We start from the raw sequence: 13,631 nt of genomic DNA, 5'->3' as shown, positions 1-13,631 counted from the left end.
GCGCGGTCGCGGTTCACGGCGTCCTCGCGCTGTCGTTCGGTTCTGCGGCGTAGCTGGCGATGCCCTCGGTGAGGCGGGCGGCGAACCCGTCGGCGTCGACGGTGCGGGCCACGCGGACGTGCCGTGCGCGGCCGGGGGTGCGCAGGTCGGCCACGAGGGCGCCGCGGGTGAGCTCTCCGGCGCACTCCACCGAGGCGGTGCCCTCCTCCCAGCCGAGCAGTTCGGGGTGGGCCACGGCGGCCACCGCCAGCGCGTCGTGCACCGGCACGGCGGCGACGCCGAAGCGGTCCCGGTAGCGCAGGGCGTAGTCGCGCAGCAGTCCTGCGGCGATCCCGGCGGTGCCGGGCAGCGCTGCCAGCTCCTCGGCCTCGCGCAGCGGGTACAGCGCCGCGCGGGTGACGTCCAGGCCCACGATCCGCACCGGCAGGCCCGACTCCAGGACGTAGCGGGCGGCCTCGGGGTCGGCGTGGAAGTTGAACTCCGCCGCCGGGGTGATGTTGCCCTGGGCGAAGGCGGCGCCGCCCATGACGACGATCTCGCGCAGCGCCGGTCCGGCCTGGGGGTGGCGGGCGAGCAGGGCCGCCACGTTGGACAGCGGGCCGATCGCCACCAGGGTCAGCTCGCCCGGCGAGAGCAGGGCCTGCTCCGCCAGCCAGTCGACCGCGTGGCCGGGGCCGAACGCCCGGGGCGGGGAGGCGGGGACCAGCCCGCCCAGGCCGCCGACACCGTGCATGGGCTCGTCGCGCAGGCGCGCGGTCCGCGAGATCGGCCCGGCCAGCCCCGACACCAGTGGCAGGTCGGCCGGGGCTCCGGCCAGGTCCAGCACGTGCGCGGCGTTGCGGTCCACGTCGGCGAGGGAGGCGTTCCCGGCCACCGTGGTCACCCCCCGCACCTCCAGTCCGGGTGAGGCCAGCGCGAGCAGCAGGGCGAGGGCGTCGTCGACGCCGGGGTCGCAGTCGATGACGACGGGGACGCTCATCGCGCCACCTCCTCGGTGAACCGGTCCAGCCAGGTGGAGCGCTCCTGCGCGATCAGGGCCAGGTCGCCCTGGTGGTAGCCGCTGTCGGACGGGGAGGAGGCGGCCTGGCCCGAGACCTGTTCCATGAGCGGGGTGGGGTCGGCCTCCAGCGCCACGGGCTTGTCGTAGAGGGCCTCGGCCATCCCCTCCTGCACCTCGGGGCGCAGCAGGAAGTCGACGAAGGCCAGGGCCCCGGCCTCGTTGGGGGCCCCGTCGACCACCTGCGCGGTGTTGGCGGTCATCACCCGCCCCTGTTCGGGCGCGGCGAAGCCGATCGGCTGTCCGGCCTCCACCGAGCCCATCGCGAAGTTGTCCAGGCCGGGCGCCATGGCGATCTCACCGCGTTCGAGCAGGCTGGTGAGCTCGGTGGAGCCGGTGTAGAACTGGAGCGCGTCCGAGCCGATCCGGCCCATCGCTTCGAAACCGGCGTCCGGGTCGGAGGGGCCCGAACCGAAGTGCTCGCCCGCGGCCAGGACGAACATCGGGCCCGCCGAGACCGAGATGTCGGGCAGCACGTACCCCGCCTCGGGTTTGGCCCACAGGTCGTCCCAGGAGTCGGGCGCCTCCTCGACCAGGTCGGTGCGGTAGAGCAGGCCCAGGAGCTGGAAGGTGTAGGCGGGGCCGTACCCGTCCGGGTCCACGGCCCAGGGCTGGATGGCGTCGAGGTTGGGGACGTCGGCGGGGTCGACGGGGGCGAACAGCCCCATGTCCTTGCCGATCTGCGCGTAGTAGTCGGAGATGAGCACGACGTCGGTGTCGGGCGTCTCGGCGTTGATCCTGAGCTTGGTGAGCCGACCGGCGTTGTTGCCGGTGTCCAGGACCACCCGGATCCCGGTCTCGGCCTCGAAGGGGTCGGCCACCACCTCGGTGAACTCCTCGGTGGCGAAGGCGAAGGTGCTCACCACCAGTGTGTCGGGGTCGTCCTCGCGCACCGGTGCGCACGAGGCGCTCACCAGGGCCAGCGCCGCGGTCCCGGCGAGCGCGGCTAGCATGCGGCGCGGGCGTGTGGGACGGCTCATCCGGTCTCCTCGGCGAGTTCCACCAGGTGGCGGTGGGGCAGGGCGATGCGCACGGGGTCGCCGGGGCGCAGGTCGTCGGCCGGGTGCAGGGAGCGCAGGACCGATCCGGGACCCTCCACCCCGTCGATGCGGGCCTCGACCAGGCAGTTGCTGCCCTGGAAGGTGACCTCGGCGACGGTGCCGTCCAGGCCGGTCTCGCCCTCGCCCTCACCGGTTGCGGCGGGCAGCAGGCGCACGTGCTCGGGCCGGATGGTGACGGCTCCGCGCCCGGGCACCCGCGGGAAGTTGTCGTAGCCCAGGAACTCGGCGACGAAGCGGTTGGCGGGCCGGGGAAAGACCTCCCGGGGCGCGCCCTGCTGCTCCAGGCGCCCCTCGTTGAGGATGACCATGGTGTCGGACAGCTCCAGCGCCTCGTCCTGGTCGTGGGTGACCAGGACGGCGGTCAGCCCGGTCTCGCGCTGGACCCGCAGCAGTTCGCGGCGCATCTGCACGCGCAGCTGGGCGTCGAGGTTGGACAGCGGCTCGTCCAGCAGCAGCACCGAGGGGCGGATGGCCACGGCGCGGGCCAGGGCCACGCGCTGCTGCTGGCCGCCGGACAGCTCGGCGGGCTTGCGGTCGGCCAGGTGCGCCAGTCCCACCAGGTCCAGCGCCTCACCCGCGCGCTTGGCCACCTCCTGGGCGGCGATCCTGCGGGTGCGCAGTCCGTAACCGACGTTGTCGCGCAGCGTCATGTGCGGGAAGAGCGCGTAGGACTGGAAGACCATGCCGATGTTGCGCTTCTCCGGCGGGGTGCGGGTGGCGTCCCGGCCCTCCAGCAGGATCCTGCCGGAGGTGGGCTGGAGGAATCCGGCGATCATGCGCAGGGTGGTGGTCTTGCCGCAGCCGCTGGGGCCCAGCAGCGTGGTGAACTGGCCGCTCCGCACGGCCAGGTCCAGGTCGGCGACGGCGGCGGGGCCGTCCTTGCCCTTGCGTCCGCCGAAGCGGTGGGTGACGCGGTCGAGTTCGACGACGGGTGTCATGTGGGGTGTCCTTCTTCCCGGTTAGCGGCCGAAGACCTTCGTGAAACCGACCATGCGTTCGGTGGCGAAGGCGACTGCGACGCTGAGCGCCAGGAGCAGCACGCTGACCGCCGCGACCACCGGGTCGAACGAGGACTGGACGTAGTTGAGCATCTCCACCGGCAGGGTCGCCACGCCCGGTCCGGTGAGCAGCAGGGACAGCGGAACGTTGTTCAGGGAGGTGATGAAGGCCAGGATCGTGGCGGACACGATGCCCGGCGCCATGACCGGCAGGGTCACGGTGAAGAAGGCCCGCACCGGCCCGGCGCCCAGCCCCCGCGCCGCCTCCTCCAGGCGCGCGTCGGCCAGCGACAGCGAGGCGCCCACGACGCGGACGGTGTAGGGCAGCAGCAGGACGGTGTGCCCGACGATGAGCGCGCCCAGCGCGGTGACGCGCATGCCCACCATGAGCTGCTGGAACAGGGCCAGGCTCAGGACCAGTTCGGGGACCACGATCGGGGCGAAGAAGAGGTTCTCCATCACCCTGCGCCCGCGCGGGTTGCCCCGGTGCAGCGCCAGGGTCGCCGGAACACCCAGGAGCAGGGCGATCGCGGTCGAGGCCAGCGCCACGGCGACGCTGGTGCCGAAGGAGTCGACGAAGGGCCCGTAGTCCAGGGCGGCGGCGAACCAGCGCAGGGACAGGCCCTCCGGCGGGAAGGCCAGGGTGCTCCCTGCGGTGAAGGCGACCCCGATCAGGATCACCACGGGGCCGAGCATGAGGACGAAGGCCGCCGCCGCGAGCAGCGACAGGAAGGGGCGTCTCAGGATCATGACGTGGTGCTCCCGATCTTGCCGAGCCGGCCGGACAGCGCGCTGACCGCCAGCACCAGCACCGTCATCACCAGGGCGACGGCGCTGGCGGAGGGCCAGTCGAGGCTGACGTTGACCCGGCTGTAGAGCAGGGTGGACAGAAGGCGTTCGCGCGGCCCGCCGAGCAGTTGGGGCGTGGTGAAGGCGGTGACCGCGCCCGCGAAGACGAGCGTGCAGCCCACGAGCACCCCGGGCAGGGCGAGCGGGAGGACCACGGTGCGGAAGGCCCGGCCGGGCGAGGCGCCCAGGCCGCGGGCGGCGTCCTCCAGGCGGTGGTCCTGCTGGGCGAGGCTGGAGTAGGAGGACAGGATCATCAGCGGCAGGAAGAGCTGGACCAGGCCGAGCACGATGGCGGTCTCGGTGTAGAGCAACTGGACCCGGCCCATGCCCAGGGCCTCGCTGATGCCGCTGATGAGGCCGTTGCCGCCCAGGACCATGATCCAGCCGTAGGTGCGCACGACGGTGTTGAGCAGCAGCGGGAAGATCGCCAGGGCCAGGAGGCGGCCGGGCCAGCGGCCGGGGGCCCGGGAGATGAGGTAGGCCACCGGGAAGCCCATGAGCAGGCACAGCGCGGTGGTCACCACGGCGACGCGGACGGTGCGGGCGACCACGGGGAGCAGGTAGGGGTCGGTGAGCAGGCCGCCCGTCTCGCGCGCGACCGTGGCGGGGTCGCCGTCGGGCGGCCAGGCCAGGGTGGCCACGACCGGGTAGCAGAAGGCGAACAGGACCACGGCCAGCCCCGGGACCAGCAGGACCGTGACGGGTGGTCGTGGAAGGCGGCCGCGGCGCGGAGCGGCCGCGTCGGCGCCGACGGTGGGTGACGGGCGGGGCAATTCCACTCCCGGTCGCTGTCGAGGGGACGGTCTGGGTTCGGCACGGCGCCTGAGCTGCGCGATGCCTTGTCTGCGCGAGGATTCGTCTGCACGATGTTTGGCCTGAACAGCGATTCATCTGCGGAAACATCTGCAAGCGCTTGCACAAGCGCTTGCACACCGTAGCCTGTGTCGGGGACATGAGCCAACCCCCGGGTCGCGAGTGTGACAGGGGGCACCACCGGGCGTGAGGAGCTGCAATGGCGAGTCTGGACGACGTGGCCAGGGAGGCCGGTGTGTCGGCGTCCACCGTTTCACGGGCCCTGTCGCGGCCGTCCATGGTCTCCGAGCCCACCCTGCTCAGGGTGCGCGCCGCCGCGGAGAGGCTGGGGTTTCGGGCCAACCCGGCCGCGCGGGCGCTGACCACGGGCCGCAGCGGCTTCTTCGCCCTGCTCGTCCCCGACCTGGACAACCCCTTCTACTCGACCACCGCCACGGCCGCGCAGGAGCTGGCGGGCAGGAGCGGGCGCCGGGTGATCATCGCCGTCACCGGGGGCGACGCGGACCGTGAGGCCGAGGTGCTCGGCGAACTGGAGAGCCAGGTCGACGGTTTCGCGCTCCAGTCGCCGGTGGGCTCGGCAGCCGACCTGAAGGAGGCGCACCGGCGCAAGCCGCTGGTGGTGATCAACCGCCGCGTCCCCGGGCTGACCTCGTTCACCGTCGACACCCCCGGCGGCCTGGGCACCGTCTACGACCGCCTGGTGGAGCTGGGGCACCGCGACGTCGCCTACCTGGCGGGCCCGCCCAGTTCGTGGATGGACCGGCGCAGGCGCGAGGAGCTGGTGGAGCACGCCGCCCGCTCCCGGCTGCGGGTGCGGGTCTTCGGGCCCGTGCGACCGGCCTTCGCCGAGGGGGCCGCGGCGGCGCGGGAGATCGTGGACTCGGGCTGCACGGCGATGCTCGTCTACAACAGCCTGTTGCTCCTGGGAGCGATGTTCGAGTTCGGCCGCATGGGGGTGCGGGTGCCCGAGGACATCAGTGTGGCCGCGGCCGACGACATCGCCCTGGCCGACCTGCCGGGGCCGCCGATCTCGGCGGTGCTGGCCCCGGCGGACGAGCTGGGCCGCGCGGCGGTGTCGGCGCTGGTCGAGATGGTCGACGGGCCCGCGGGGACCCGCCCCCGGGGGCGCAGGCTGCCCACCGAGGTGCGCATCACCGACTCCCTCGCGCCGCCGCGCACGGCACACGGTTGACGGAGGTCAGGCTGCCCGGTGCCCACCGGTCGTGAGCCGGGGTGCCGGGGGTCCGCGCGCTGGGAGGCCGGCGGTCCGGGCAGCCGCGGTGGACCCGACCGGCCCGGGAGCCGAAGTCGGTGGTGGGAACCGCGCGAAAGACCTCGCCCGGTCACCGCAAAGCCGGGCGAGAGCGCGCACCCGTACGGAATCCTGAACGGGACGGAGCAGCGTTCGACCGGACCACAGGAGTCGGCTGTATGGACAGATCAGTTCTGGTGACCGGCGGGACCCGGGGCATCGGGCTCGGTATCGCCCAGGGGTTCGCCGAGGCCGGGGACCGGGTGGTGATCGTGGGCCGCGACGAGGCCCGGACGCGTGAGGCCGCCCGGAGCGTCCCCGGGGCGGAGTGGGTGGTCGGCGACGTGGCCAGTGCCGCCGACTGCGAACGCGTCGTGGAGCAGGCCGTGCGGCGCACCGGCGGGCTGGACGTGGTCTGCGCCAACGCCGGGATCTTCCCCTCCTCCCCGCTGGTGTCGATGGACCCCGACGAACTCGACCGGGTCGTGGACACCAACATCAAGGGCACCGTGCTGACGGTGCGCGCCGCGGTGGAGGCCCTGACGGCCTCCGGGCGGGGGCGCGTGGTGATCACCTCCTCCATCACCGGTCCCCTGACCGGATACGCGGGCTGGTCCCATTACGGGGCCACCAAGGCCGCCCAGCTCGGGTTCATGCGCAGCGCCGCGCTGGAGCTCGCTCCTCGGGGCATCACCGTCAACGCGGTGCTGCCCGGGAACGTGCGCACCGAGGGCCTGGAGGATTTGGGGCCGGACTACCTGGAGCGCATGCGCGCGGTGATCCCGCTCGGACGCATCGGCGAGGTCGAGGACATCGCCGCGGCCTGCCTGTTCCTGGCCGGTCCCGGCGCCTCCTTCATCACCGGGCAGACCATCGTCGTCGACGGGGGCCAGGTGCTGCCCGAGGACGGTCAGGCCTTCGGTGGTCCGGTGTGAGAGAGGCGGGTCCCAGGCGTGGTGGGGCATCAGGAACCACGACCTTTACGACGTAGATTCATGGTATCGCCCGAGCGCGTCGGACCCCGCGCGCTCGGGCGCTTCGCTCCCCGGCTCCCGAGGCATGCGTCTCCAGGAGCCGGGGTGCTGGTACGGAGCGTGTCACCAGGTGCCGTCTGACTTGTAGCAGTTGTTCATCCCCCGGCGAGGACGACGACGTGCTTTCCGGGGCGATGGCCGGACTCCAGGTCGTGCTGCGCTTGCGCCACCTCGTCGAGCCCTTCGTAGGTGTCGGCGATGACGACCTTCAGCGCCCCGTCCTCGATCGCTCGGAGGTACCGCCCGAGCGCGTCGGCGGGGAGGTCGTCGGCGCCGCCGGCGTAGCTGGTGAGGCGGACTCCGGTGGGGATGGAGAACGGGGAGAAGTCGGGGACGGTCCACTGGCCGCTGAGGGCGCCCACGAAGCAGACCGTGCCGCCGGGGCGGACGAGGGAGAGCGTGGCCGGGAGCGCGGTCGCGCTGACCAACTCCAGGGCTGCGTCGAGGCCGCCTGGTACGAGCGCGCGGACCGCGTCTGTCAGGGTGTCGTCGTCGAGCAGGGCGTGATCGGCGCCCAACTGCGTGAGGAGCTCGAACCTGGCGGGGTTCCGGGTGGTGGCAAGGACTGTGGCGCCGAGCCGGTGCGCGATGGAGATCGCGGTGAGGCCCACGGTGGACGTGCCTCCCCGGACGAGCACGCACTGTCCGGCCTGCAGCCCCAGTCCGGCGGTGATGGAGCCGTGCGCGGTCTGCAGCATCTCCGGGAGCGCACCGACAACGTCCCATCCCAGGCCGGTGTCGAACGGGATCGCGTTCGCCGCGTCGACGACGGTGTACTCCGCGTAGCTACCGTCGATGGAACGGCCGAGGCCGCCCATCATCGTCGCGACCTTCTGCCCGGGAACCAGCTCGACGCCGTCGCCGACGCCGTCGACGAGGCCGACGGCCTCGATGCCCAGGATCCGGGGGAAGGAGAAGTCGGGTCCGGATTCCCCCTTGCGGCTGGTGACCTCGGACTCGTTGACGCCGAACGCCCTCACGCGGATGCGCACGCGCCCGGGACCGACGTCGGGGACCGGCACCCGGGAGACGGTGAGCTCGTTTGGTGCGACCGGTCCGGTGAGTCGGATCGCGCGCATGGTGTCAGGCATGGTGGGCCTCCTCGGCTCGTGGGACTGCTGGGTTCGTGGGGGCGGCGAGGAGCGCTCTGTAAGCGCGGCGGACCATGTCCTCGTCCAGTGGCACGGCCTGGTGGAACAGGCGGTAGCTCCACCACCCCCACATCAGGGCGTCGACGGCGCGGGCCTGAGCGTCGGAGAGGCGGCCGCGGAGCAGCGTGAGCGATTCTTCCTGAAAGGTGCGGACGAGGTCGGCGGCGCGGGTGCTGCGTGCCGCGTAGTGGTAGAGCTCGGTGTAGAGGCGCACGTCCGCGGTGCTCGGACTCGTGGCCCCCACCGTGGCCGACACGAGCGCCTCGACCACGGCGTCCATGGTCGAAGCGTTCCGCAGCGGTGCGGCGAACCGGGGCTCCAGCTCGCCTTCGAGCGTCTCGAACGCGGCGACGACGAGCCCGTCCAGAACGGGGAAGTAGTACGTCATCGACCCCAGCGGAACGCCGGCCTGTGCCGCGATCCGCCGGTAGGAGGCCGCGTGCACCCCTTGCGAACGGATCACGTCGAGCGTGGCGTGCAGGATCCGATTTCGTCGTTGCGGATCGTTGGGTCTGCCCTTCCGCACTGGTGTCTCCTTGCGTCGTCCGAAGTACGTACCATGGTACGTACTTTTGCTCTTGCCGTTTCGACCTCGGGGGACACATGCGGGAAGACACGCTGCAGCAGTACGCCAGGGACCGTGCCGAGGAGCTTCCCGGTGCCGGGCTCGAACATCCCTTCGGTCCGGACTGGGAGGTGTTCAAGGTGCGGGGCAAGGTGTTCATGCTGCTGACCGAGATCACCGGCGAACCGATCGTGATCATCAAGGCCGCACCGGAAGAGGGCAAGGCGCTCCGGGAGCAGCACGAGGACATCACGCCCGGCTACCACATGAACAAGCGGCACTGGATCACCCTGCACCCCGGCGGAGACCTGCCACAGCGCCTCGTCGAGGACCTGGTGACCGAGTCCTATCTGCTCGTCGTGGAGAACCTGCCCCGAGCGCAGCGTCCCGTGGACCCGGAGACCTTCGAAAGGAGCGGACAGTGACACTCTCCGGCGAACAGCTCCAGCAGACCGCCCGTGACACCGCGGCCGCACTCGCGCACGTTGATCGCGGGCGGCCGTTCACACCGCACCTGGACGTGTTCAAGGTGCGGGGCAAGGTGTTCCTCATCGTCACCGAGGACGATCCGGACCTGCGGATCATCACCGTCAAGGCGGACCCGCACCACGGGGACGCGCTCCGCCGCGACCACGAGTCGATCACGCCCGGGCACTACCTCGACAAGCGGCACTGGATCTCCGTCGGCGCGGGCCGGGGCGTCACCAAGCGGCTGGTCGAGGACCTGGTGCACGACTCCTACGACCTGGCCGCCGGACACCAGGAGGAGCGGGAATCGTGAGCGAGCAGCCGCCGTCCCTGTTCGATGTGGATGACGCCTCCCGGCCGCTGGCCGACCGGCTGCGCCCCCACACCCTCACCGACGTCGTCGGCCAGGACCACCTCCTCGCCGACGACGCCCCGATCGGACGATTGGTCGGCGCGCACCGGCTGGTGTCGATGGTCCTGTGGGGGCCGCCCGGCTGCGGGAAGACCACGATCGCCCGCCTCCTGGCGGAGCAGACGCACCTGGCGTTCGAACCGCTCTCGGCGACCTTCTCCGGTGTCGCGGACCTTCGCAAGGTGTTCCAAGCGGCACAGAGGCGCAGGGAGGTCGGGCGGGGAACACTGCTGTTCGTCGACGAGATCCACCGCTTCAACCGCGCGCAGCAGGACTCCTTCCTGCCCTACGTCGAAGACGGCACGATCGTCCTCGTCGGCGCGACGACCGAGAACCCCAGCTTCGAACTCAACGGCGCGCTGCTCTCGCGCTGTCAGGTGTTCGTCCTCAAGCGCCTCGACGCCACCGCCCTGGGTGCCCTCATCGGCCGCGCCGAGGCCCTTCTCGGCGCACCGCTGCCGCTGGACGAGGACGCCCGGCAGGCTCTCGTCGCCATGGCGGACGGGGACGGCCGGTACCTGCTGAACATGATCGAGCAGGTGCAGGACCTTCCCTCGCCCGTGGACTCGGCGGCCCTCGCCGCGGCGGTGCAGAAACGGGCGCCGTTGCACGACAAGACGCAGGAGGGCCACTACAACCTCATCTCCGCACTCCACAAGTCGATGCGCGGCTCCGACCCAGACGCGGCCCTGTACTGGTTGGCGCGGATGCTCGACGGCGGTGAGGATCCGCTGTTCATCGCCCGCCGCATCACCCGGTTCGCCACCGAGGACATCGGTATGGCCGACCCGGGCGCGGTCCAGCAGGCCCTGGCCGCATGGGACGTGTACGAACGCCTCGGCTCGCCCGAAGGCGAACTCGCGATCGCGCAGGCCGTGCTCTACCTCGCGACCGCGCCGAAATCGATCGGTGTGTACCGCGGCTTCAACAAGGCCCGTGCCGCGGCCGAACGCACCGGATCGCTGATGCCGCCGGCGCACATCCTCAACGCCCCCACCCGCCTGATGAGGGACCTCGGCTACGGCAGGGGCTACCAGTACGACCCCGACACCGAGACCGTTTTCTCCGGGGCGAACTACTTCCCCGACGGCATGGCCCGGCAGACCTTCTACGAACCCACGACCGGCGGATACGAGCGAGCCATCACCGAGCGGCTGCGCCACTGGGCGCAGCTCCGCAACGGTGGCACCACTCACGAGGCCGCCGAGGACTGACCGCGCCAGCGCTCCACCGGGCCAGGGCCTTGCCCCGCAGGCCCGGCCTCAGCCGCCCAGGGCCAGGCGATTGCCCGTGTTCAGACGGATTCGGCTGTATGGAGAACGCCTAAGTTACTCGCGGGTTAGTTGGCGCCTGGTGACACGCTCCTCACCGACACCCCGAGTCAGGCGGACTCCCGGGCCCGCGGATCCCGTCGAGGAGGAAGGCGGTGCGGCGGTCGTAGTCCTCCCGCGGCGGGCGGGTCCCGTGCTTGAGGGCGAGCGCGGTGTCCACGACGAGCGCGTGGAGGTCGTCCGCCTCGAACTCGGGACGCAGCGCGCCGCAGGCCCGGCCCGCCGCGACCAGCTCGTCGTTGATCTCCCCCGCGGCCCGGCAGATCTCCAGGAGCCGCCGCGAGTGCGGATACGCCTGCAACAGGAGGTCGACCGCGGCGGGCTGGCGGTACAGGAGGTCGCGCATCGCGGTGACGTAGTGGGCGATCCGCTCCCCGGCGCCGTCCAGGGCCCGGGTGCGGTCGATGGCGGCGTACAGCTCGGCCGCGACCACCTCCTCGACCACGGCCTCGATGAGGCCGACCCTGCCGCCGAACCGGTTGAAGATTGTGGCCTTGCTCACCCCGGCCGCCCGGGCGACCTCCTCCAGCGGCACGGACAGGCCCCGCCCCCGGAAGGCGTCGATCGCGGCGCGGCGGATCTGCTCGGCGTTGCGCTTGGCGTCGGCCCGCAGGCGGGTCCCCGAAGAGGTCTCACCGGTCATGGCCGCCCACCGTCCCCCACCGCCGACACAACAACTTGACTCACATGGTCAGTTTACCTAGTGTCGTCGGCGCAAGCGAAGTTGACCATGCTGGTCAACTTAAGTGCTGGTGACCGAACGCCGTGTCCGGGCCGCTTCCGCCCGGGCCCGGGGACCAGTGCACGGGCGTCCCGCCGGGGCGTCGGGCTCCCCCGTCACCGCCGTGGCCCGCCCACCGGGGCGGACCCGGACACATGGAAAGGACCACGGACATGATCGTCGTCACCGGCGCCACCGGCGCCCTCAACGGAGCCACCGTCGAGCACCTCCTCAGGCGCGTCCCGGCCGACCGGATCGGCGTCAGCGCACGCGACGTCACCAGGGCGCGGCACCTCGCCGACCGCGGGGTGCGTGTGCGGCGGGGGTCCTACGACGACCCGGCCGCGCTGCGCGACTCCTTCGAGGGCGCCGACCAGGTGCTCCTGGTCTCCTCCAGCGACACGGAGGCCGACGTGGTCGGCCAGCACCGCGTCGCGATCGAGGCGGCCGTCGCGGCCGGCGCCCGGCGGGTCCTCTACACCAGCCAGCACGGCGCCGCAGCCGACAGCCCCTACCCCCCGGCGCGCCTGCACGCCGCCACCGAGGCGGTCCTCGCAGAGTCGGGAACCGCCTGGACCGCGCTGCGCTACGGGTTCTTCGGCAGCCTCGACCACCTGCTCGGCCCGTGGCAGCGGACCGGGGTGATCGCCAAACCGGCGGACGGCCCCCTCCCGTGGACCGATCGCGCCGACCTGGCGGAGGCCGCGGCGGTCATCCTCACCGGCGAGCGCTCCTTCGACGGCCCGGTCACCCTCACACCGCCCGAGCCCGTGACCCTCGGAGACTTCGCCCGGATCGCCTCCGAACTCACCGGCCGCGGCATCGAACGCGTCGTCGTGGACGACGAGCGGTGGAGCGCCGAGCAGGTCGCGAGCGGCGTCCCGGAGCACATGGTCCGGATGACGCTCATGATGTCGCGGGCCGCTCGCGACGGGCACTTCGCGGGACACCACCCGCTGCTGACCGAGCTGCTCGGCCGCGAGCCCCGCAGCGCCGCCGAGCAGCTCGCGGACCACGTCGCGGCCTCGGGGGTCTCCTCCCCGACCGCCTGACCGCTGGCCGGCAAGGGACCAAGGAACTTTTCTTCCTCCGCCAGGTGAAGTACTCCTTCGTCCATGAGCGACAGCAGAAGGATCACCTGGGAAGGCTTCTTCAACACCCGCGACCTCGGCTGCCTCCCGAGCCGGAACGGACGGAGCGTCCGCCGGGGCGCCTTCATCCGCTCCGCCGACCCGCGCTTCGTCACCGACAGGGGTTGGCGGGCCGCCTACGAGGCGGGTGTGCGCACCGTCGTGGATCTGCGCAACCCCGACGAGATCCGTTCGACTCCGGGTGAGGGCCTGACGAGCCGGGGCGGGTCCGCCGCGTTCCCCGCGGAAGCGGCCCCGACTCCCCTCCCCGCGGGGATGACGCGCCTGGAGGTTCCCCTGGACCATGTCGAGGACGTCGGGTTCTGGCAGGACGTCAACCGCCGGCGGTTGAACGGAAGCCCGCTCTACTACCCGCCCTTCCTCGAACACAAGGGTGAGCGGTGCGCCGCGGTGGTCACCGCCCTGGCCCAGGCCGGGCCCGGCGGCGTCCTGTTCCACTGCGGGGCCGGACGCGACCGCACCGGCCTGGTCGCCCTGCTGCTGCTCGCCCTGGCCGACGTCGAAGCCGACGCGATCGCCGACGACTACGAGCTGTCCACGACCGAGCTCGTCCCGCTCTTCGCCGCGATGGGGCAACGGGACCAGGGCCCCGTGATCGAGGCCGTGCTGTCCGAGCGCGGCCTGACCCTGCGCGGCACCGTCCTGGACGCCCTGCGCGGGCTGGACGCGCACGCCTACCTGCTGGAGGCGGGAGTCCGGGAAGAGGACCTGGCCGTCCTCCGGAACCGGCTCCTGGACTGACCACCGCCTCTGCCCGGTCCGGGGCAC

General features: G+C 72.2%; 15 protein-coding genes. 7 read left to right on the top strand and 8 right to left on the bottom strand.

Annotated elements, in window-relative coordinates; all coding sequences use genetic code 11:
- Positions 1–13: 13 nt before the first annotated feature.
- Genes HGB44_RS27025 through HGB44_RS27005 form a run of 5 tightly spaced genes read right to left on the bottom strand, consistent with a single transcriptional unit; the run spans position 14 to position 4,744 of the window.
- Positions 14–979, bottom strand: coding sequence for a nucleoside hydrolase (locus tag HGB44_RS27025; protein ID WP_061081420.1), 966 nt, complete (start codon positions 977–979; stop codon positions 14–16).
- Positions 976–2,037 (bottom strand): ABC transporter substrate-binding protein, encoded by a 1,062-nt coding sequence (locus HGB44_RS27020; protein WP_061081421.1) that lies wholly within the window; start codon positions 2,035–2,037, stop codon positions 976–978. Before HGB44_RS27020 ends, HGB44_RS27025 begins: the two co-directional genes overlap by 4 nt.
- Positions 2,034–3,056, bottom strand: coding sequence for an ABC transporter ATP-binding protein (locus HGB44_RS27015; protein WP_061081422.1), 1,023 nt, complete (start codon positions 3,054–3,056; stop codon positions 2,034–2,036). Before HGB44_RS27015 ends, HGB44_RS27020 begins: the two co-directional genes overlap by 4 nt.
- A gap of 21 nt (positions 3,057–3,077) precedes the next feature.
- Positions 3,078–3,866, bottom strand: a complete 789-nt coding sequence (locus HGB44_RS27010) for an ABC transporter permease (RefSeq protein WP_061081423.1) — start codon at positions 3,864–3,866, stop codon at positions 3,078–3,080.
- Positions 3,863–4,744, bottom strand: coding sequence for an ABC transporter permease (locus HGB44_RS27005; RefSeq protein ID WP_325097002.1), 882 nt, complete (start codon positions 4,742–4,744; stop codon positions 3,863–3,865). Before HGB44_RS27005 ends, HGB44_RS27010 begins: the two co-directional genes overlap by 4 nt.
- A 233-nt stretch (positions 4,745–4,977) precedes the next feature.
- On the opposite strand from HGB44_RS27005, the gene HGB44_RS27000 reads away from it, so the two are divergent.
- Complete coding sequence (locus HGB44_RS27000; RefSeq protein ID WP_061081425.1) at positions 4,978–5,970, top strand: LacI family DNA-binding transcriptional regulator; 993 nt, start codon at positions 4,978–4,980, stop codon at positions 5,968–5,970.
- A 239-nt stretch (positions 5,971–6,209) separates the two neighbouring features.
- Positions 6,210–6,965: a 3-oxoacyl-ACP reductase FabG gene (fabG, locus tag HGB44_RS26995; protein ID WP_061081426.1), complete on the top strand. Its 756-nt coding sequence runs from the start codon at positions 6,210–6,212 to the stop codon at positions 6,963–6,965.
- Between the two features lie 194 nt (positions 6,966–7,159).
- Here the strand turns inward: fabG and HGB44_RS26990 are convergent, their stop codons facing one another.
- Positions 7,160–8,155, bottom strand: coding sequence for a zinc-binding dehydrogenase (locus HGB44_RS26990; protein WP_061081427.1), 996 nt, complete (start codon positions 8,153–8,155; stop codon positions 7,160–7,162).
- On the bottom strand, positions 8,148–8,741 hold the full coding sequence (locus HGB44_RS26985) for a TetR/AcrR family transcriptional regulator (protein WP_082768432.1): 594 nt from the start codon (positions 8,739–8,741) through the stop codon (positions 8,148–8,150). Before HGB44_RS26985 ends, HGB44_RS26990 begins: the two co-directional genes overlap by 8 nt.
- A gap of 77 nt (positions 8,742–8,818) precedes the next feature.
- On the opposite strand from HGB44_RS26985, the gene HGB44_RS26980 reads away from it, so the two are divergent.
- Genes HGB44_RS26980 through HGB44_RS26970 form a run of 3 tightly spaced genes read left to right on the top strand, consistent with a single transcriptional unit; the run spans position 8,819 to position 10,874 of the window.
- Complete coding sequence (locus HGB44_RS26980) at positions 8,819–9,205, top strand: MmcQ/YjbR family DNA-binding protein (RefSeq protein ID WP_061081429.1); 387 nt, start codon at positions 8,819–8,821, stop codon at positions 9,203–9,205.
- Entirely contained in the window at positions 9,202–9,561 is a 360-nt protein-coding gene (locus HGB44_RS26975; RefSeq protein WP_061081430.1) for an MmcQ/YjbR family DNA-binding protein, read from the top strand. The genes HGB44_RS26980 and HGB44_RS26975 overlap by 4 nt, the downstream gene beginning before the upstream one ends.
- Positions 9,558–10,874, top strand: a complete 1,317-nt coding sequence (locus HGB44_RS26970; RefSeq protein WP_210752234.1) for a replication-associated recombination protein A — start codon at positions 9,558–9,560, stop codon at positions 10,872–10,874. The genes HGB44_RS26975 and HGB44_RS26970 overlap by 4 nt, the downstream gene beginning before the upstream one ends.
- 151 nt (positions 10,875–11,025) lie before the next feature.
- On the opposite strand, the gene HGB44_RS26965 is transcribed toward HGB44_RS26970, so the two are convergent.
- Positions 11,026–11,634 (bottom strand): TetR/AcrR family transcriptional regulator, encoded by a 609-nt coding sequence (locus HGB44_RS26965; protein ID WP_061081432.1) that lies wholly within the window; start codon positions 11,632–11,634, stop codon positions 11,026–11,028.
- A gap of 251 nt (positions 11,635–11,885) precedes the next feature.
- Between HGB44_RS26965 and HGB44_RS26960 the strand changes: the two genes are divergently transcribed.
- Positions 11,886–12,764, top strand: coding sequence for an NmrA family NAD(P)-binding protein (locus HGB44_RS26960; protein ID WP_061081433.1), 879 nt, complete (start codon positions 11,886–11,888; stop codon positions 12,762–12,764).
- A gap of 63 nt (positions 12,765–12,827) precedes the next feature.
- Complete coding sequence (locus HGB44_RS26955) at positions 12,828–13,604, top strand: tyrosine-protein phosphatase (protein WP_061081434.1); 777 nt, start codon at positions 12,828–12,830, stop codon at positions 13,602–13,604.
- The last annotated feature ends 27 nt before the right edge of the window (positions 13,605–13,631 follow it).

The sequence above is a fragment of the Nocardiopsis alborubida genome (assembly GCF_012396365.1).
In the GTDB taxonomy this organism is placed as follows: domain Bacteria; phylum Actinomycetota; class Actinomycetes; order Streptosporangiales; family Streptosporangiaceae; genus Nocardiopsis; species Nocardiopsis alborubida.
This window is presented reverse-complemented; position numbering and strand designations above follow the sequence as displayed.

Bases quoted from the DNA above. Each gene is read 5' to 3' on its own strand.
- HGB44_RS26990 (WP_061081427.1), bottom strand. From the start codon at position 8,155: ATGCCTGACACCATGCGCGCGATCCGACTCACCGGACCGGTCGCACCA.
- fabG (WP_061081426.1), top strand. From the start codon at position 6,210: ATGGACAGATCAGTTCTGGTGACCGGCGGGACCCGGGGCATCGGGCTC.
- HGB44_RS27020 (WP_061081421.1), bottom strand. From the start codon at position 2,037: ATGAGCCGTCCCACACGCCCGCGCCGCATGCTAGCCGCGCTCGCCGGG.
- HGB44_RS26960 (WP_061081433.1), top strand. From the start codon at position 11,886: ATGATCGTCGTCACCGGCGCCACCGGCGCCCTCAACGGAGCCACCGTC.
- HGB44_RS27015 (WP_061081422.1), bottom strand. From the start codon at position 3,056: ATGACACCCGTCGTCGAACTCGACCGCGTCACCCACCGCTTCGGCGGA.
- HGB44_RS26965 (WP_061081432.1), bottom strand. From the start codon at position 11,634: ATGACCGGTGAGACCTCTTCGGGGACCCGCCTGCGGGCCGACGCCAAG.
- HGB44_RS27025 (WP_061081420.1), bottom strand. From the start codon at position 979: ATGAGCGTCCCCGTCGTCATCGACTGCGACCCCGGCGTCGACGACGCC.
- HGB44_RS26980 (WP_061081429.1), top strand. From the start codon at position 8,819: ATGCGGGAAGACACGCTGCAGCAGTACGCCAGGGACCGTGCCGAGGAG.
- HGB44_RS27000 (WP_061081425.1), top strand. From the start codon at position 4,978: ATGGCGAGTCTGGACGACGTGGCCAGGGAGGCCGGTGTGTCGGCGTCC.
- HGB44_RS26955 (WP_061081434.1), top strand. From the start codon at position 12,828: ATGAGCGACAGCAGAAGGATCACCTGGGAAGGCTTCTTCAACACCCGC.
- HGB44_RS27010 (WP_061081423.1), bottom strand. From the start codon at position 3,866: ATGATCCTGAGACGCCCCTTCCTGTCGCTGCTCGCGGCGGCGGCCTTC.